Below are 17,778 nucleotides of genomic sequence, written 5' to 3'. Positions count from 1 at the left end.
CAATAATGCTATCATTCAGTTAGTATTAATGTTTAATGAGGTGTGAGTAATGATTGATATAGCTTCTATTGGTGTAAGTACAGTTATTGATCAGAATTATAGAAGAAAAGCACAATTATGTTTATCAGGATTATTTGTAACTGTGTCAATAGCAACTGTTACCTGGTTTATTTTCCCTGCGTCACAAAATGTATTAGCTCCGTTTTTACTTCCGGCTATGTTCTTGCTCTTCACTTTATCGATGGGTTATTACATGTTCATATTTAGTTGTGAAGAAAAATCTTTGGTAAAGAATGTTCTTGGTATGGTTGAACCGGCTGAATCGGTAAAGAGAGTGCATTGCCAAGAAAATATTAAGTCCTTATTAGCAGAAGTGAGAAGTACTACGAAAGATAGGTTTCGCAACGTGCTTGTTAATCTGTGTTTTGAAGATCGTAGTAAAGCACACAAACTTGCATTATATGTGAAAGAAATTGACGATATTGTGTCTTCAATAAAAAATAAAGACCTCTTAGACCATTTTGATCAATTTTTTACTATTACTGAAGTAAGCAATAAAAAAAATAGAAGTGAATTAATGAACCTCGCAAGGGCATATAAGATGATAAGTGAAGAAGATCCAGACAAAATACAGGATTTTTTAGCTACTCAAACAAAAAGTTATTCATATGAAATAATGTTACCTGAAATTGATAATTTTCTATCACAAGCTAGGTGATTTTATCAATAATTTCATTGTGTACGTGATTATCATTTTTTATTTCAATTTTAGTGATAACATTGCACCTAATGGGCTCTTTTATGGCTATTTCCTGAAATCCTTTTCTGACCTTATTGTAAAAATTAACATTCATTTCTTCATATTTATTCTTGTCTTTTGCTCTACTTAACCCAACTTTAACATCAATATCTAGAATGAATGTAATATCTGGATATTTAATTTCCACTAGCTTATGTAAGTCCCTTATTAGCCCTAAGTCAACTCCAAACCCATATCCTTGGTATGCAATAGTTGAGTCAATAAACCGATCACAAATCACTATTTTTCCTTCTGCAAGAGCTGGTAATATTAATTTTTTCATATGTTCGTGCCTCATCGAGATAAGCAGCAAGAGTTCAGAAATAGGATCAATATTATTTGTTAACAACACTCCTCTTATCTTTTCTGCAAAATCAGTGCCGCCTGGTTCCCGAGTCAATACTACGCTATTTTCACCGCGAATTTGCTTAAAATGATTTGCAAGTAGCTCAGATTGTGTTGTTTTACCAGAGCCGTCTATTCCTTCGAAAGTTATGAACATAAGTTTTATAATTATAATACTAAAAAAGAATATGCAAACAGTATACATAGAAACCGTTTGACATTTAAATAATAAGACCGTAAATTACATATGGTATAATGATAGTCTATGGTTGCTCTGAATACTCCTAAAGTCGATTTTAGTTTTACTGCAAAAGATTTTAATCTTTTGGGAGTAGACAATAAATACTATACATTAAGTGACTGTTGTGGAAAAAATGGTCTTATTGTAATGTTTATATGCAATCACTGTCCTTACGTTCAGTCAATTATTAGCAATCTGGTAAGCGATGTTGATCAATTGAAAAAAGATTATCAGGTAAACACCATTGCAATAATGCCAAATGATGTAAATGAATATCCAGAGGATTCCTTTGAAAATATGATTAATTTTGCCAAGGAAAATAAGTTTACATTTCCATATTTAATTGATAGTACACAGAAAATAGCTAAAGAATACGGGGCTGTTTGCACTCCTGACTTTTTCGGCTTTAATTCCAATTTAAACCTTTGCTATCGTGGACGTTTTAACTACACAAAAAAAGAAAAGGTTCAAAGCTATGAAGTAGGAAGTAGTGACTTATCTCAAGCTATGAAATTTATTGCAGAAACTGGTAATTCTCCAATTGACCAAAAATCAAGTATTGGCTGCTCAATTAAATGGTCTAATTCTACGGGTTAAATATCATGCACAGTGGCTCTCAGCATTTGTTTGATATTATAATTTTGCTTTCTGCTGCTGTGTTTATAGTCATAGCGTTTTGGAAAATGAATATTAGCCCAGTGCTCGGTTACTTCGTTGCAGGTGCAGTTATTGGTTCTCATGGGTTTAATCTGATACACTCAGCTGAAGCAATGGATAATCTTGCAGAATTTGGTGTAGTTTTTCTATTATTCATTATAGGCCTTGAATTGACATTTGAACGCCTGATCGCTATGCGTATTCATGTATTTGGGTTCGGTTCTCTTCAAGTTATAGTTACCATGGTAGCAATATGGTGCATCGCTCTTGCTTTCGGAGTGAATACGAATATAGCAACAGTTATTGGTGGTGGGCTTGCGCTATCCTCAACAGCAATAGTGTTGCAGGTTCTGCAAGAAAAAGGTTCTCAAGCAAGTCAGGTTGGTAGGTTGTCGATAGCAGTGCTATTAATGCAAGATTTTGCAGTGGTACCATTAATAGTATTGGTACCTTTACTTACTGGCAATTCTGAGCACAGCCTGATAAGCTCATTGGCAGGTTCATTGGTGCAAGCAGCTATTGCATTAGTGCTGATATTTATAACTGGTAGATTATTGCTTAGACCTTTATTTTCGGTTATTGCTAAAATGGAAAGTAATGAGATCTTTATATCAACAACGCTTTTAATAGTATTAGGAGCAGCATTTATTACTGAGCAATTCCATTTATCGTTAGCATTAGGTGCATTTGTTGCTGGATTGTTAGTTGCAGAAACAGAATATAGACACTCAGTAGAACACGCAGTATTGCCATTTAAAGATTTGTTTCTTGGCTTATTTTTCATGACTGTTGGTATGTCCATCAATACCGAACTTTTACTCAATAAGTTACCACTAATTACTTTATTATCGATTATCCTTATCGTTTTAAAAACATCTATTATATATATATTGTGTAGATTTTTTTGGTTTAAGAGTGCACCTGCTATACAAGCTGGGTTACTGCTTTCACAAGGCGGTGAATTTGCGTTTATTTTGTTTCGCTTAGCAGATGAGCTAAATGTGCTACCAAGTGAAATCGCTCAAGTACTTATGATGGTAACTACAGTAACCATGGCTTTCACTCCTCTTTTATCGGGGCTTGGAGATTGGATAGCAAACTCATTTAGCACTGAGAAAACAATATTAGATGATGAAGCTGTTGAAACAGATACACAAGATCTTTATAACCATGTGATAGTTGCTGGATTTGGTAGAGTGGGATATATGGTAACAAAAATGCTTACGGCAGAGCATTTAAGTTACGTTGTTGTAGATATTCAATCGAAAATAGTCAAAGAAGGAAAAAGTGATAGTTTTCCTATATATCTTGGAGATGTTACAAGATGTGAAATTTTAAAATCGGTAGGAATAGAAAGAGCTCAAGCTCTCGTTATTTCAATAAAGAATGAAGTTACTATAAAAAAAGTTGTTTCTTTAGTTGCAGCAAATTTTCCGCATGTAAATATTGTAATACGCTTACCAGATCTGAGTAATGTGGAGGTTTATAGAGATCTAGGAGCTAGTAAAATTATTCCTGAAACATCTGAGATAGGATTGCAGCTAGGTGGAGCTGCACTGAGCCTTAGTGGTATTAGCGAAAGTGGAGTTACGTCTTTAAAAAGTAGATTCAGAAAAGGCAATTACAGTATGTTAAAAGACCTTGGTAGTGATAAAGATGAATAACTACTTCTCTAATTTTATGTACAGAAAGCTTCAAGCTTTATTGAGGTTTTGCCTATGGTAAATTATGCACATAATCAACCAAGTTAAGGAAAGTGCAAACCAAGTGATTGCATATTCCAAATGCTTCATTGGCTGTATAGCTAATTTGCTGCCAAAATTGTTCGGCCACAATATACACTTCTCTAGCTTAATACCTAACTCATTGGAAATTTCCTCTGTACTCAGGGTAAACCATGTATTCGAAGCAGTATCGTTCTTGATAAACCAATTTTTGCTTTTACTGCTATTGCAATATAAAACTCCACCTGCAGCTACTTTTTCAATTTTTGCTCTTTCCTCTTTTTTTTCTTTAACTATTCCTTTGTTCACTAGCATATAATTTCCAGTAGTAAGTAGCATAGGAGATAACACATGATAGCCATGTTGTCCTGCAAAAACATATAGTTCTATGTCACTTAGAATCCCATCAATCTTGACATGCCTATAGTTAAATTTTTCAAGGTCGTTATTGGGCAATAGATGAACAACTGGAAGACTCATATTTTTGATAATATTATTCTTCCAGTTCAATCTGAATACTTGCCATAATCCTAATAAAAAAAGGAGCAAGCAAGGTACAATTAAAATAAATACTATTTTTTTTAACACTCTATATTTGTGTTCTTAAATAGTTTTCAACACCCATTAGTTCAATAAGGTCAATCTGTTTTTCAATCCAATGGAAGTGCTCTTCTTCATTTTTTAACATCTCTTCTAATAACATTACACTAACAAAATCTTTTTCTTTCTCAGCGATAGAAATCGTTTCTTTGATATCCTTAATACCTTTTCCCTCTAATTTCAAATTAGCTTCTAAGATTTTCCGTATTGTGTCTTTTGTAAACTTTCCATCATGCTTTGATATTTCGTTTGTATCCTGAAAATTTGGAACTCCTTTGAATAACAAAATTCTTTCTGCCAACTTGTTTGCATGTTCAAGTTCTTCGTTAAGCTCATTTTTTACCTTTTCTGCAAGTCTATTAATTCCATTGTTTTTGAGAATCGCAAAATGCAAAAGATACTGGCGTACAGAAGTCAGCTCATTGGTCAATAATTTGTTCAAATGTTTTACTATCTCTTCATTCATAATCTTCCCTTAGTTCAATTCATCAGCATAATTTATATGATAACGATAGTTATAGCAACTCATTTAATAGTTCCTTTGATAACAACCGTATTAAATAGCATGTCGTGGTATGTCTGTTTCTTTTTAGAAAAACAAGCAACTAGATACCAATAGAGGGTGAGCAGCACCATCATTACTTTCAATGCACTCAAGACATTCACTAATACTTCCTGATCTTGCAAAAGTTCAGTAAGGACAACTACTACACTGTTTAACAGAGGAAGAAAAAACTGGGAAGTGCTTCTGTCAAACGCTAAATTCAAGTCTATTTTAGAATTATCTAAATTGATAGTATATATATTCATTAACTGCTGACCAGGAGTTGCTTGGGCCTTTGAAGATATAAAATATGTGAAGTAACTACAATTTACACACATGTATGATAGATGTAAGATCAACGGAGAATCCTCTAATAGCAGTATAATTAATAAAGTTGGAATTAATAAAATTGCTACATCTACTAAATATGCGCAAAAGCGCCTTTTTATGCTGGCAATCTCTGTCATTACCTATCTTCCAAATATTTTATTATGAAATCTGTAAGCTTATCAAAATGTTGAAAACATAACAAATCTTCATAACCGCTTATTGATTGACCGTATATAATAGGTAAACAATTGGCATTTTGTGCACACAGAACATCTGTGATGCTATCACCAACGAAAAACACATTTTCTCTATTTATAGGCAACGTACTCTCTTCTAGTGCAAATAGCAGTGGGGTTGCAGATGGTTTATCTTCTGCAGTATCGCATGACCCAACCACTCTTTCAAAGTAAGAATCTAGTTTAAAATAGGCAACTTCTTTACGTAAATTAGTATTTTTCTTATTACTTACTATTGCTAGATAAACATTGTGGCTTTTCAGTGTCTGCAACATTTCCTCTACTCCTTGATTCAGAGCAATGTTTTGTAATAGCGCATTATCTAAGTATTGTTGATATATCTGATTTGCTTTTTTCCACTGATCGCCAAATAAATTGACCATATAGCTCTTTCTCGACTCATGGGAATTTCTATCAGCAGCTTTATTACTATACCCCATTGAGTTTATGGTATGCTTAATAGCATTAAAAATATTATCTTGAGTGTCAACTAAGGTATTATCCCAATCGAATACTACTGCTAATGAGCTATCTTTCATCTCTTATATAATTATACATTTTAACTTAATAAGTAAATAGCATTTTAATGAAAAAGATATAAATAGGACGCCCTTGATAAACACTTTTTACCACAAGTTATGTTAACTGTTTTTTATATAATTAGCTAATATACTGATTATATGATATGTTTTAATAGGTAACAGGTATGGCCCAGACATCTAAAGAAAGTGTTGAAAAAAAGTTTAAAGATGTTTTTGAACGTTCTCCAGGTGCTTTTCCAGAAGGTACCTCATTAGAAAAGAAGGTTAATTATATCGCAAAAGGAACAGAGGCTCTAAAAGCTGTGAAAAGTAAGGAGCTTGAGAACAAAATGAAAAACGTTGCAGAATTGAGTCAGAAATTTGAAAGTCAAAAAGGACGTGCAGATGAAAAAGTACGTCAAGATTTTGAAAGAATTGCTGAGCTTGACCAACAATATAAAGGGAAGGGCATCTTCACAAGTGAAAAAGTTGCAGAGCCAAAAAGTGACAAAAAGCTCCAAGACACTCCGAGAAAAACTACAACAGCAGTTAAAGACCTTGAACATAATACACAAAAAAAGACTACTGAAGCTTCTGTGCAAACAGCATCAGAGCACGATTCACAAACCGTTAATCCCTCAGTGAGCAAGAGTTCTGTAAAAGAGAAGCTCAACACTGAGCCGGACAAAAAAGATAACACGCCTCAACCACAAGAAAATCAAAAAGAAGAAGGGTTTTTGAGTCTTCTGAAGCGCTTTGTTAAGAAAATATTAGAAAAATTTTTAGGTGAAGGTGAAAAGGATGTAGAGAATGCTCGTGGCATGAAAGAAGATGCTCAAAGAGATACGTCAAATAACGAAGAGCAACAAAAGAGTAAGCAGCTTGATGAAATTTTAAAGGACAAAAGTGTAAGCGAGGGTTTGAAGCAGGCAACAAAGCTTGAGAACCCGGCAATAACGCCTGTTAATACTCCTAAAGTGAATGAAGTAAACACGGGTCGTGAAAGGTGATCCGCTTTCAAGCTTCATTATACCGCCACGAACCGTCATACCGCCGCGGTATCTCATCCGCTAACAAGTAGCGGGATGACGATTGTCAGGGTGTCATCCCAGTGTCCCTATGATGTCATCCCAGTGCCCTGACTACTTGGATCTAGCAAGCTTTGCTTGCAAATAAGTCTAATACGCGTCGCGTTTTATGCCAAAACACAATTGGAGTTACATGCAAAATAGATCCCAGTGTCAGCTACTCGGATGACAAAAAAAGGAGCACTGGGATGACACCATTTGTTGTATTTAACAAAGTTCGTACTTAGCTTCATGTTAGCTATAAACATTAAGAAATTTACCAAGCGAAAAAAAAGGCAAAAGAAGCCCCAGCTAATATCTATTTTAGAACATTGGCGTTTTTTAAGTCTTAAACACTGCAATTTAGCTGCTTTTAAATGCAACTCACCTTAGTTTAAATGTTTAAGAAATTTACTAAGCAGAAAAAAAGGCAAAAGAAACCCCGTGTTAGCTAGTTGTCACTCCCTAATCCTGCAAATTGGCGTACTATACTGTCTTAAACGACTTATAAGCGCGTTTCAGCTTGTGTAGGTAAAAACCTAGAAATATTGTGAAGACATAAGGTGCACATAGTGCAAAAAATTAAAAATAAGACGCCAACTACGTTGTTTTCTTGCTGTTTAATCTGCACAGATGAAGATAACTGAATACCTTCAGTTTCATGATAAGGGGGCTGGCGGAGTTTGTCAAGTAAGTTTTTTCGTTTCTAACGGTTGTTGCCAAAAACTATGCAAGAAGTCTATTGACAGGTGATTAAATTATAATGTAGCCTATCGCCGTATATCCGGGGGTGGGTTGTTGTGAGGCTTTTTCACTTTTTATTCTTGTTAATGTGTTTTTCTCTGTATTACTATGCGGGTTTTATATTTTCGCCCTGCCCAAAAGCTACGGTTTGCTTTTCACCTGGAGAAGATTGTGCTGTACCGATAATCAACGTAATAGATCAGTCTAAAAAATCTATCTTAGTTCAAGAATATACATTTACTCTTGGAACAATTGCAAAATCTTTGATTAATGCTAAAGAACGCGGTGTTGATGTTAAAGTCATCTTAGATAAATCGCAACTCTACTCAAAATATAGTGTTATAAATGAATTATTTTCAGGTGGAGTACCAATTTGGATCGATGATAAGCCAAAGATTGCTCATAATAAGATAATGATTGTTGACAATCAAAAAGTCATCACAGGGTCATTTAACCTTAGTAAGACAGCTAAAAAAGGAAATGCTGAAAATTTATTAATTATTACAGATTATCCTGAATTGATTCAGCAGTATGTGAAAAACTGGGAGGCACGAATGTCACAATCTTACAAATACGCTCCCAACTAATCGAGAGCGCTTGCTCAAAATCAGTTTTAAAAACAGCAAGGGAGAGCTTTTTTGATTGATTGGCATAATGATTATGATATAATGAACTAAAAATTTAAGGAATAAAGTAATGGATTATATAAATGATGCTGCCGGTAGCTACACTGCTATTCATGATTTTTTTCAAAACAACGGTGTTGGAGATTACAAAGTTCAATGCAATTATGGTGGGGTGCCGTATGCTACTGATGAGTACGTGCATTCTGGCGATAAATTTTGGAGTAATAATTTCATAGACTCACATTTTGGCAGGGAAATAAAAATGTATCCTCAAAGTGAACTTTTAGCTAAAGAATATGCTGGAAATACGTTGCCAGTTTCAATATCACTAGATAAGGATTTAATAAAAATGAAGGAATGTCAGAAAAAAACGAAATTTGTGGAACTAGAAAGGGAGTCAGGTGATTTAGTGCATGATAAGCAAAAGTATGTAAAGTGTTACACAACAAAGCTATCATATGATAATGTACATATTTACAATAACGATAAAGTTTCAACATTTAGCATAAAATACGACGTGCCAAATGATCCGAAATACAGTTTAAATATAACATTTACAAAGGTTAATGATAATAAACCAGGATTTTGGCAGAAATTTAAAAATATGTTTTAACGTGACCATTCACTGGTTTTTACTCAATCAACCAACAACAGTTAATATCAAATTTTTATAATTAAAAAATATGCTATTTTTTAAAACTTTCATTCTCCTTGACTCTGTCAACTTCACAAAACAACTCTTGGACCAAATGTATCTGGCATAACACCTTTTGGTAACTTGCTACTTCTTTTTTTCCGCATCTCCGACAACAGCCATTGATATTCCACTACATAAGGCTTGATTTTTGGTAGATCAACTTTTTTATGAATAATACTATGCTTCTCCTTAAATTGACCATTTACCCTAAACGCTATTAGCTTCCTTAAAATTTACATTAATGCCTATTTTGCCTAAACTGAAGCGTCTTTTCCAATTTTTTCTAGCATCAACTCAGCAGCTTTTTGTTCAGCAATCTTTTTACTAGAAGCGCATGCAGAAACTTTACCATAATCTTCTATGCAAACTGATATAGTAAATTCAGGATTGTGCGCTGGTCCAGTTTGTTTTACAAGCTCATACTCTGGTAAAGGCAATTTGTTTTTCTGAGTCCACTCTTGCAGTGAGGTTTTAGGATCTTGAGGGGGGTCAAGCATGCCTTTAGCTAGCTTTTCCCAATATTGGATAATAAATTTTTCAACATTTTCAAGCCCGCCATCAATATAAATTGCACCTATTAGTGCTTCAAGCGAGTTTTCTAAATTTTTTAAGTTACATCTCCCTCCATTGCAGCGTTCACTATTATTCATGATGATAAAGCTGCCTAATTTTATTTCTTTAGCAACATTAGCAATGGTGTTGCCACAAACTAAATCCGTCTTTCTTTTTGCCAATGCTCCTTCTTTTTCTTCAGGAAATAGTTTAAACAGTGTGGCAGATACAACCATATTCAAAACACTATCGCCCAAAAACTCTAGTCTTTCGTAGCTTACAATCTGGTTTTTGCTATTCCTTTTATTTACGCTTGGGTGAGTTAGTGCCTCTTCTAATATTGCATAATTTGTAAATTTATAATCAATGATCTTAGATATTGCATCATTCAAACTCTTCATACCCATTATTTAAAAGAATAACACTTCCTACCACACCTTTATACCAAAGAATTAGTTTTGTTTTATTAAAATAATACCAACAACTTCCAAAATATACAGTTTAATAGACTTCTTGCATAACCATTATTTGAATAATGATTCATCGATGTTATTCCAGTGTCGGCTACTTAGGTGACAGAGAAGATGTTTAATGTATACAACCCACCACCTCACTAATGTTACTAAATCCATCTCTCCTTATTAGTTCTGCAAGTTCTAGATTAATTTTGTTTACAACTTGAGGTCCGTGGTATATGAGAGCAGTGTACAACTGCACCAAAGAAGCTCCTGCCTTTATTTTTTTATATGCATCAGCACCACTTGAGATTCCTCCGCATCCTACCAACAATATTTTGCCCTTAGTAAGTTTGTACATATCGCTCAATAACTCGGTTGAAAGTTTAAACAGCGGTTTGCCACTCAACCCACCACTCTCGTTGTGGTGGGAATGTAAGTTATTCCGACTGATCGTAGTGTTGCTCACTGTTAATCCGTCAATCTTATATTCCAACGCAAGCTCAGCGATATTTTCTTTCGTTTGCTGATCTATATCTGGTGAGATTTTTAATATTATTGGTATGGATTTAGAATTATCAATTGATTTCCGGGTTAGAGTTACGGATTTCAACAATTCCGATAATTCTTGCTTATTGTGCAGATTGCGCAAATTAGGCGTGTTTGGGGATGAGATGTTCAGCACTATATAATTGCTTTTTCCATATACTATCTTTATTAAGTCAACATAATCGCTGATTTGGTCCTTTGATGTACTGTTTTTTCCTATGTTGATGCCAAAAATGCAATCATCAAGCTTGGTTTTATCTATTTGTTTAAGAAAGTAGTCTATTCCTTTATTGTTAAATCCCAATCTGTTAATTACCCCTTGATCTTTAATTAACCGAAAAATTCTTGGTTTTTTGTTTCCATATTGTGGATTACGAGTTACAGTACCAGTTTCAATAAATCCAAAACCAAATGAAAGCATAGGCCTTATAACTTCTGCATTCTTGTCAAAACCTGCAGCCAGACCCACGGGGCTTCTGAGCTTATTACCAAAAAAATTCACACTCAAAGATTCTGGTAGCTCTATAGGATTCTTATAAGGTATTTTCTTTAATGCCATAATTGCCAAAGAGTGAGCAACTTCGGGCGGCAGTAAAAACAATAAATCACGTAATATCATTTTGTAAAACACTTTGCTTATTTTTAGTTTATTTTTTACCATGAAACGCTATAAGAGTATAACCATAACTTGAAAAGAAATTGATTTTACTTATGAATAATTTTCTCTATAGGTTACACACTTAAAGCTACTGTTAAATTGAGCAACTTTTACAAGATATAGAAAATGAAAGAGGCCGGGACCGGAATTGAACCGGTATAAAAGGATTTGCAGTCCTCTGCATAAGCCATTCTGCCACCCAGCCGTTTTTTATGTGTAGATATCCATTATATCTTTTAGCATAGATAAAGCTTCCTCCCTTTTGCGTTGGAAAGTGTTACGTCCAATAATTGAACCATTACCACCACCCTGCTTAATTTCTTTCGCTTCATTGCATATGTCATTCACTGATTTCGACTCGCCACCAGAAAAAACTACTATTCTTTTTCCTGCAAAACAAGATCTTTTAACATATTCAATTCTTTTAGGTAATGATTCAATATTTTCTGTTTCTATTTTCTCCCTTTCCAAATATTTAGTTGGAAGTTTTACTTTTATTATATTAGCGCCAAGCAAAGCTGCCATGTGTGCAGCATAGGCAATAACATCAACCGCTGTTTCACCTTCTTTGGAAATTCCTTCACCGCGTGGATAAGACCATAACACTACTGCAAGCCCATAAGATTTGGCTTCAGCTACGATTTCACGGGCTTCTTCCATCATATCGAAACACTTAGCAGAACCAGGATATATAGTAAATCCAACAGCCAAGCAGCCCAAACGCAGTGCATCTTTCACAGAAGAGGTTATTGCTTGATCAGAAGTCAGATTCTTCGAATGTAAGGAGTTGGAACTATTAAGTTTCAAAATAAGTGGGAGCATTCCAGCATAAGTTGAAGCACCAGCTTCAATCATACCAAGTGGAGCAGCATATGCACTTACTCCCGAATCAACTGCAAGCTGAAAATGATAATGTGGGTCATAAGCATCAGGGTTAACTTCAAAACTTTTTATTGGCCCGTGTTCAAACCCTTGGTCTACAGGGAGAATTACTAATTTGCCAGTGCCGCCAAGCTTTCCATGCATGAGAATACGAGTAAGATTTGCTTTTACCCCGGGGTTTTCACTTTCGTAGTGGTTTAAGATTTGTCTTATTTCTTTACTCATTAACGCTATGAAGTTCATTTAAAGTATAGCAAAAACCACAGTTGAAGCAAAGATCTTTTTATGGTTCTTGTCCTGCAGGTGTACCTAAAGATGTAACGTTAGGATTGGTGGTGTGCTGTTGTGGCTTTTTTTGGATTAAATCTCTAAAATACATTTTGACAATAGGAAGAACAAGTGGCATAAGCACTAGCTTGTAGTCATACCATGCAAATTTTTCTTTATAGCTAAATTCTGCATCTTCTTCATATAAGCGCTGAATGCAATGTTCACTATATAGTTCAGATGCCTTTGTAAAAGTTCTAAGTAAAGCAATAAGTAATAAATCCAATGCTAAATTAATCATCAGCATTGTTCCATATTGAGCAGGCCAGCCATTTTGTGCTACCTCTGACACTAGACCACATATAGCAAATGTTGCTGCGATACATATCACATAATTATCAGCAGCAATAAGTAGATTGTATCTTCGATTTAATCTATCCAGATTTTCCTCTTGTGAACCTTTTTGTTTACTTGCTGCATAAATAATACCACAAAAGGATATAATAAATAACAACGGCCAAATCCCTATGCTAAATGCATAAAATTGATAAGCGATGCTTTGCACCGTGCCACTATTAGCAAGTTGCGATAAGCAATACTCAACTTTCAGCGATGGAGTAAACACCGCATTTGCTAATATAAAAAATAAAAGTGCTCTATTTATAGCTTTGCTTCTACGTGATAATATTCCATAAATTTTTGTTTGCCTCCTCCGTTCTTCTTCACTTGATAGCCTTTCATATTGACTAGGAGTTTTTCCTTCTTTTAAAGCGTTGAGATGCTTCTCTAGCTCTTTTTTATCTGCACTAAGTTTTTGAAACTTTTCTGTAGCTATCTTTTTCTTCTCTTCATCTTTTTCTTTGTCAGGGTGGCACTTTAATGAAAGCTTTCTAAAGCTCCGTTCAACTAACTTGAGTATATCGTCAAACTCCTGGCTTATTACTTCTTCTGCTTTTATTTCTAGTCTTGAAAATAAATTCTGTAAATCGCGATTACTGTAATACTGATTTCTAGTTAAACTTGCCACTATAGCCTCATTATTCTTAAAATAAAACAAGTATACTATAAGTGTAATAAAAAAACAAGAATTTCAAACTATATCAAAAGCAATTTTATTTTCTACTTTATTCATATAGATTCTTAATTTCTTTCCTTTTATTAATTTACGATTCAGTATTTCTTCCGCTAAGTAACTTTTTATCTCTTTTTCAATAAGTCTCTCTATCGGACGTGCTCCCATTTCCTTACTATAACCTGTTTGTGCAAGATAAGATTTCACTTCATCTTCTACCAAGCAGTTTATGCCTTTTTGCGTCAGCTGCTTTTTCAGTTCCTGAATAAATTTATCTACAATATGCAGAATTATATCCGCATTTAAGTCAGAAAAAGAAATAATCGCATCAAGACGATTACGAAATTCAGGGCTAAAAACCTGTTCTATCGCTTTTTCACTATCACCAGTGTTAAATTTTTTATGCCCAAAGCCAACAAAACTTTTGCTGCGTTCAGCTGCTCCTGCATTAGTTGTCATAATTAAGATTATATTGGAAAAGTTAACTTTACGTCCGTAAGTGTCTGTAACGCAACCATAATCCATAATTTGTAGCAATATATTATAGATATCGCTATGAGCCTTTTCAATTTCATCAAGCAGCACAACACTATATTGATTATTAGATACAGACTCTGTGAGTAATCCACCCTGATCATAACCTACATATCCAGGAGGAGAACCAATCATCCTTGATATCGTATGAGACTCAATATATTCGGACATATCAAAGCGTATAAGATTCATGCCCATGCTTTCTGCTAATTGTTTTGCTAGCTCGGTTTTACCAACACCGGTTGGCCCTGCAAAAAGATAATTTGCTAAAGGCTTATTGTAATTTCTCAACCCAGATTTAGCAATTTTAATAGAATTAACAAGAGATTCTATTGCCTGCTCTTGGCCAAAAATCACCTTCTCTAGATTAGCTTTTAAAGACTTTACTTTCTGCAAATCATCAGATTCAGATCCGCAAGGCACATTTGTAATTCTAGTAATGGTATTCTTAATATCTCTACTATTTACAATTTTACCCCTGTTTCTTAGCAATTTACAATATGCCCCTGCCTCATCAATAACATCAACCGCTTTATCAGGTAATATTCGCCCAGTAATATACTTATGCGAAAGTTCAGCCGCAGACCTAATGGCATTCTTTGTATAATATACTCCATGATACCCTTCATAGTAGTGCTTTATACCATCTAGTATCTTTATCGTTTCGTTAACAGAAGATTCCTTAACATTAATTTTTTGAAACCTCCTCGCTAATGCTTTATCTTTTTCAAAACTATTGCTGTATTCTCTATATGTAGTTGCACCTATACAACGCAGTGTACCTCTTGCAAGCGCAGGTTTGAGTAGGTTACCTGCATCAAGAAAGCTACCACTTGTAGAACCTGCTCCAATGATAGTGTGTATTTCGTCAATAAAAAGGATAGCACCTGGTTTTGCCTCAATCGCTTTTATTATAGATTTTATTCTCTCTTCAAAATCACCTCTATAGCGTGTCCCTGCAAGGAGTGACCCTAAATCCAAAGCATAAATTATACTGGACCTGAGCGCACTTGGAACACTGTTTTCAATGATTTTGAGTACCAAACCCTCAACTATTGTGGTTTTGCCAACACCTGGATCTCCAACATATAAAGGGTTGTTTTTTCTACGCCTCAATAATATTTCTATAGTGCGATTTAATTCATAATCACGACCAATAACATAATCTATTTTTTTGCTTCTTGCATAGTCATTTAAATTTTTACAATAACTTTGTAGAATTTCCTCATCTTTTAGTAGCTCACCTTTATTTACTGTAGTAGGAGCATCATTATTTTTATCAAGTTTTACTTTATGATTAGTGGTGTATTCATCTATATCGTTAGAGTATTTCATGTTAGATATGTGGTAAATCAAATTGGAATCTTTCGCACTTTGTTTCTGCAATAGATCTTCAACGTATAAATCTTGCCCAGACAAAATTTCTACTAGAACACTTGCTCCATTTATTTCTTTTTTCCCCAAGCTATGAGCCCGTATTATTGCTCTGTGTATTATGCATTGAAACATTGAGCTAGGTTTAACTCCACTGATAATCAATTCAGAACTGCTTTGTAAAAACCCTTTTATATTATTATTATAATCATTAGCCTTAATATTGCATCTTGATAGAATGTTATCCATACTGATGATTTCATCGGCTCTGATATTACATCTTGATAAAACGTAATTTACATCCACGTCTTTAGTTAACGCCAGCAATAAATGTTCTACTTTCGCATATTTAAGATTAAAATTAGAAGCAATGAATAGTGCTCTATTCAAACTTGCCTCTAAGTTTTTGGAAATCATCTCCTATTCTCTTTAAAAGTGGGAACTCATATATAATGAATAGCACACAATTATTAAAAAAATTGAAATCCAGCAGTTCGCTGTAGCCAATTTGAATCCCACTCTGGATCTACGTCATAGCACCGCAATATCTCAGCATAGATTCCGCTAATGAGTAGCGGAATGACGAGTTTTACGCTTATCAAATTGTAGGTAAATCCTATTTAATACGCTTTTTCTAGTACTCTGCTTTTCTTCTTAAATGCATTGATCTTTTTTCTACCGTATTTAGTCTTTAACGTACTTGGCCTTTTAAAGACCTTTTTGCTGTTACGTTTTTTAAATTGCACACTACAATCAAAATTTAGCTCTCCTTCTTTGTCTGCCAGTGCAGGCAGTCTTCTCTTATCTTGAGGTGTAACAAAAGATAGCGCATACCCTTCAGCTCCAGCGCGTGCAGTTCTACCTATACGATGAATATAGTCAGCTTGCGATTGTGGTGCATCATAATTGATAACATGTTGAATGTGGGGAATATCAAGGCCGCGAGAAGCAACATCTGTTGCAACCATGATTTGATTACGGCCACGACGAAAAGAATTAATGACCCTTTCGCGCTTGTGCTGCCTTAAATCACCATGAATTGCTAAAGCGCTATAGTCATCTTTGTGCAATCTGTTAGCTAGCTGATCCGCTCCTCGCTTTGTTTTGACAAAGATAATGATTGATCCTTCGCGCTGACATAGTTGTGTAACAAGCTTTTCATATTTTTCTGATTCTGATGCATAAACAATTTCTTGCTTAATTTTTACAGAAGTTGTAACCTCACAATCAACAGAAATACGTTCTGGTCGATTAAGGTACTTCTCAGCAAGTTTTACTATATCTCCAGGAAGAGTTGCAGAAAACATAAGAGTTTGCCTTATTTTAGGCAAATGCTTCATAATTTCTTCAATCTGAACTCCAAAGCCCATATCAAACATACGATCCGTTTCATCAAGCACAAGAACGCTAACATTGCGAGTAATCAAAGTTTTACGCTCAATATGGTCCATAATACGACCAGGAGTACCTATTACAATTTGTGGTTTTTTCTGAAGTTGATTTAGCTGCCTAAAAATAGGCTCACCACCAATCAACAAAGCGACCCTTAGTGCAGAATTTTGAAATAAGAGTTTTTTTATCTCATTTGTTACCTGATGCGCAAGCTCCCTGGTTGGCACAATGACTAAAGCTGAACCAGCGTTAGGCTCATTCAGCAACTTAGCAACCAACGGAATAGCAAATGCCAAAGTTTTTCCAGTTCCCGTTTGAGCAGATCCGAGAATATCTTTACCTTGTAGCGCTAAGGGAATCGCTTGTATTTGAATCGGAGTTGGGACGAAAAGATTATTTTTATCTAGAGCTTGTGTAAGCGAAGCTGGTAGACCCATCTCATGAAAATTATTCACAATACGTTAATCCTATTAAAAGACTTCATAATAGATTAATCTTCCAATCTTAAGTTTATTGCAGATTTTTTATCTTCTCCGTTTCTACCGCGCTCTTCTTTAACTTCATAACTCACCCTTTCCCCTTTTATTCCTTTCTCTTTATTCTCTCCTTTAAGTGCCTCAGGCCTTATTCCTGAACGTTCCAATGTGCTAATATGTACAAAAACGTCACCCCCTTTACCTTCTGGCTTGATGAAACCATAGCCTTTTTCGGCATTAAACCATTTTACATTACCAAATTCCATTTAAACAACTCCTAAATTATTAACTAACATTACTAATGTGATGAAAAACTTTGAAATTACGATTGAGAATGCTTTAAGCTTAGCTATTGAAACTAAACCTTTATACTCCATAGTCTATTCTTAACATTACATGACAATAATACACAATTGTTGCACTTGATGCAAATAAA

Annotated in this window: 19 protein-coding genes and 1 tRNA gene; 6 read left to right on the top strand and 14 right to left on the bottom strand. The window is 34.6% G+C overall.

What is annotated here, in order from left to right; all coding sequences use genetic code 11:
- Nucleotides 1–49 precede the first annotated feature (49 nt).
- The gene (locus tag DEF52_RS00230; RefSeq protein WP_010081999.1) at nt 50–718 is read left to right on the top strand and encodes a hypothetical protein; all 669 of its coding nucleotides are present in this window, start codon (nt 50–52) and stop codon (nt 716–718) included.
- On the opposite strand, the gene tmk is transcribed toward DEF52_RS00230, so the two are convergent.
- A complete protein-coding gene (gene tmk, locus DEF52_RS00225) occupies nt 711–1,301 on the bottom strand; it encodes a dTMP kinase (protein ID WP_151807535.1) in 591 nt (196 codons plus the stop codon). The genes DEF52_RS00230 and tmk overlap by 8 nt on opposite strands.
- A 108-nt stretch (nt 1,302–1,409) precedes the next feature.
- On the opposite strand from tmk, the gene DEF52_RS00220 reads away from it, so the two are divergent.
- Both DEF52_RS00220 and DEF52_RS00215 read left to right on the top strand, forming a co-directional pair.
- Nucleotides 1,410–1,982 (top strand): thioredoxin family protein, encoded by a 573-nt coding sequence (locus DEF52_RS00220; protein WP_151807534.1) that lies wholly within the window; start codon nt 1,410–1,412, stop codon nt 1,980–1,982.
- A gap of 5 nt (nt 1,983–1,987) precedes the next feature.
- On the top strand, nt 1,988–3,706 hold the full coding sequence (locus tag DEF52_RS00215; RefSeq protein WP_151807533.1) for a monovalent cation:proton antiporter-2 (CPA2) family protein: 1,719 nt from the start codon (nt 1,988–1,990) through the stop codon (nt 3,704–3,706).
- A 30-nt stretch (nt 3,707–3,736) separates the two neighbouring features.
- Here the strand turns inward: DEF52_RS00215 and DEF52_RS00210 are convergent, their stop codons facing one another.
- Genes DEF52_RS00210 through DEF52_RS00195 form a run of 4 tightly spaced genes read right to left on the bottom strand, consistent with a single transcriptional unit; the run spans nt 3,737 to nt 6,015 of the window.
- Nucleotides 3,737–4,354 (bottom strand): SURF1 family protein, encoded by a 618-nt coding sequence (locus DEF52_RS00210; protein ID WP_006280475.1) that lies wholly within the window; start codon nt 4,352–4,354, stop codon nt 3,737–3,739.
- 1 nt (nt 4,355) lies between these two features.
- The gene (gene bfr, locus DEF52_RS00205; RefSeq protein ID WP_007549093.1) at nt 4,356–4,832 is read right to left on the bottom strand and encodes a bacterioferritin; all 477 of its coding nucleotides are present in this window, start codon (nt 4,830–4,832) and stop codon (nt 4,356–4,358) included.
- Between the two features lie 59 nt (nt 4,833–4,891).
- Nucleotides 4,892–5,377, bottom strand: a complete 486-nt coding sequence (locus DEF52_RS00200; protein ID WP_151807532.1) for an RDD family protein — start codon at nt 5,375–5,377, stop codon at nt 4,892–4,894.
- Complete coding sequence (locus DEF52_RS00195) at nt 5,377–6,015, bottom strand: HAD family hydrolase (protein ID WP_151807531.1); 639 nt, start codon at nt 6,013–6,015, stop codon at nt 5,377–5,379. The genes DEF52_RS00200 and DEF52_RS00195 overlap by 1 nt, the downstream gene beginning before the upstream one ends.
- 167 nt (nt 6,016–6,182) lie before the next feature.
- Between DEF52_RS00195 and DEF52_RS00190 the strand changes: the two genes are divergently transcribed.
- Complete coding sequence (locus DEF52_RS00190) at nt 6,183–7,007, top strand: hypothetical protein (RefSeq protein WP_022626161.1); 825 nt, start codon at nt 6,183–6,185, stop codon at nt 7,005–7,007.
- A gap of 185 nt (nt 7,008–7,192) precedes the next feature.
- Here the strand turns inward: DEF52_RS00190 and DEF52_RS06400 are convergent, their stop codons facing one another.
- Nucleotides 7,193–7,333 carry a hypothetical protein gene (locus DEF52_RS06400; RefSeq protein WP_153296786.1) on the bottom strand — a complete coding sequence of 47 codons (141 nt, stop codon included), beginning with the start codon at nt 7,331–7,333 and terminating at the stop codon, nt 7,193–7,195.
- 531 nt (nt 7,334–7,864) lie between these two features.
- Between DEF52_RS06400 and DEF52_RS00185 the strand changes: the two genes are divergently transcribed.
- Together DEF52_RS00185 and DEF52_RS00180 are read left to right on the top strand one after the other, a co-directional pair.
- Nucleotides 7,865–8,395: a phospholipase D family nuclease gene (locus tag DEF52_RS00185; RefSeq protein ID WP_151807530.1), complete on the top strand. Its 531-nt coding sequence runs from the start codon at nt 7,865–7,867 to the stop codon at nt 8,393–8,395.
- A 109-nt stretch (nt 8,396–8,504) separates the two neighbouring features.
- Nucleotides 8,505–9,047, top strand: a complete 543-nt coding sequence (locus tag DEF52_RS00180; protein ID WP_151807529.1) for a hypothetical protein — start codon at nt 8,505–8,507, stop codon at nt 9,045–9,047.
- 338 nt (nt 9,048–9,385) lie between these two features.
- Here the strand turns inward: DEF52_RS00180 and rnc are convergent, their stop codons facing one another.
- The 8 genes from rnc to DEF52_RS00140 all read right to left on the bottom strand — a co-directional run bounded on the left by rnc (nt 9,386) and on the right by DEF52_RS00140 (nt 17,608).
- A complete protein-coding gene (gene rnc, locus DEF52_RS00175) occupies nt 9,386–10,084 on the bottom strand; it encodes a ribonuclease III (RefSeq protein WP_006279914.1) in 699 nt (232 codons plus the stop codon).
- Between the two features lie 187 nt (nt 10,085–10,271).
- Nucleotides 10,272–11,348 (bottom strand): quinone-dependent dihydroorotate dehydrogenase, encoded by a 1,077-nt coding sequence (locus tag DEF52_RS00170; protein ID WP_151807528.1) that lies wholly within the window; start codon nt 11,346–11,348, stop codon nt 10,272–10,274.
- Nucleotides 11,349–11,478: 130 nt separating this feature from the next.
- Nucleotides 11,479–11,550, bottom strand: a tRNA-Cys gene (locus DEF52_RS00165).
- Nucleotides 11,551–11,555: 5 nt separating this feature from the next.
- On the bottom strand, nt 11,556–12,452 hold the full coding sequence (locus DEF52_RS00160; RefSeq protein WP_151807527.1) for a class I fructose-bisphosphate aldolase: 897 nt from the start codon (nt 12,450–12,452) through the stop codon (nt 11,556–11,558).
- A gap of 58 nt (nt 12,453–12,510) precedes the next feature.
- Entirely contained in the window at nt 12,511–13,521 is a 1,011-nt protein-coding gene (locus tag DEF52_RS00155) for a hypothetical protein (protein WP_007548702.1), read from the bottom strand.
- A gap of 63 nt (nt 13,522–13,584) precedes the next feature.
- Nucleotides 13,585–15,891 carry an AAA family ATPase gene (locus DEF52_RS00150; protein ID WP_070357007.1) on the bottom strand — a complete coding sequence of 769 codons (2,307 nt, stop codon included), beginning with the start codon at nt 15,889–15,891 and terminating at the stop codon, nt 13,585–13,587.
- Between the two features lie 203 nt (nt 15,892–16,094).
- Nucleotides 16,095–17,321: a DEAD/DEAH box helicase gene (locus DEF52_RS00145; protein WP_151807526.1), complete on the bottom strand. Its 1,227-nt coding sequence runs from the start codon at nt 17,319–17,321 to the stop codon at nt 16,095–16,097.
- Nucleotides 17,322–17,356: 35 nt separating this feature from the next.
- Complete coding sequence (locus tag DEF52_RS00140) at nt 17,357–17,608, bottom strand: cold-shock protein (protein WP_006279919.1); 252 nt, start codon at nt 17,606–17,608, stop codon at nt 17,357–17,359.
- Nucleotides 17,609–17,778 lie beyond the last annotated feature (170 nt).

It is taken from the genome of Wolbachia endosymbiont of Nasonia oneida (genome assembly GCF_009012935.1).
GTDB lineage: Bacteria > Pseudomonadota > Alphaproteobacteria > Rickettsiales > Anaplasmataceae > Wolbachia > Wolbachia pipientis.
Note: the sequence above shows the minus strand (reverse complement) of the source record. Positions and strands in the feature narration are given on the sequence as shown.

Coding starts and splice junctions, on each gene's coding strand:
- DEF52_RS00230 (WP_010081999.1), top strand. CDS start 50: ATGATTGATATAGCTTCTATTGGTGTAAGTACAGTTATTGATCAGAAT.
- tmk (WP_151807535.1), bottom strand. CDS start 1,301: ATGTTCATAACTTTCGAAGGAATAGACGGCTCTGGTAAAACAACACAA.
- DEF52_RS00220 (WP_151807534.1), top strand. CDS start 1,410: ATGGTTGCTCTGAATACTCCTAAAGTCGATTTTAGTTTTACTGCAAAA.
- DEF52_RS00215 (WP_151807533.1), top strand. CDS start 1,988: ATGCACAGTGGCTCTCAGCATTTGTTTGATATTATAATTTTGCTTTCT.
- bfr (WP_007549093.1), bottom strand. CDS start 4,832: ATGAATGAAGAGATAGTAAAACATTTGAACAAATTATTGACCAATGAG.
- DEF52_RS00200 (WP_151807532.1), bottom strand. CDS start 5,377: ATGACAGAGATTGCCAGCATAAAAAGGCGCTTTTGCGCATATTTAGTA.
- DEF52_RS00195 (WP_151807531.1), bottom strand. CDS start 6,015: ATGAAAGATAGCTCATTAGCAGTAGTATTCGATTGGGATAATACCTTA.
- DEF52_RS00190 (WP_022626161.1), top strand. CDS start 6,183: ATGGCCCAGACATCTAAAGAAAGTGTTGAAAAAAAGTTTAAAGATGTT.
- DEF52_RS06400 (WP_153296786.1), bottom strand. CDS start 7,333: ATGTTTATAGCTAACATGAAGCTAAGTACGAACTTTGTTAAATACAAC.
- DEF52_RS00180 (WP_151807529.1), top strand. CDS start 8,505: ATGGATTATATAAATGATGCTGCCGGTAGCTACACTGCTATTCATGAT.
- rnc (WP_006279914.1), bottom strand. CDS start 10,084: ATGAAGAGTTTGAATGATGCAATATCTAAGATCATTGATTATAAATTT.
- DEF52_RS00170 (WP_151807528.1), bottom strand. CDS start 11,348: ATGGTAAAAAATAAACTAAAAATAAGCAAAGTGTTTTACAAAATGATA.
- DEF52_RS00160 (WP_151807527.1), bottom strand. CDS start 12,452: ATGAGTAAAGAAATAAGACAAATCTTAAACCACTACGAAAGTGAAAAC.
- DEF52_RS00150 (WP_070357007.1), bottom strand. CDS start 15,891: ATGATTTCCAAAAACTTAGAGGCAAGTTTGAATAGAGCACTATTCATT.
- DEF52_RS00140 (WP_006279919.1), bottom strand. CDS start 17,608: ATGGAATTTGGTAATGTAAAATGGTTTAATGCCGAAAAAGGCTATGGT.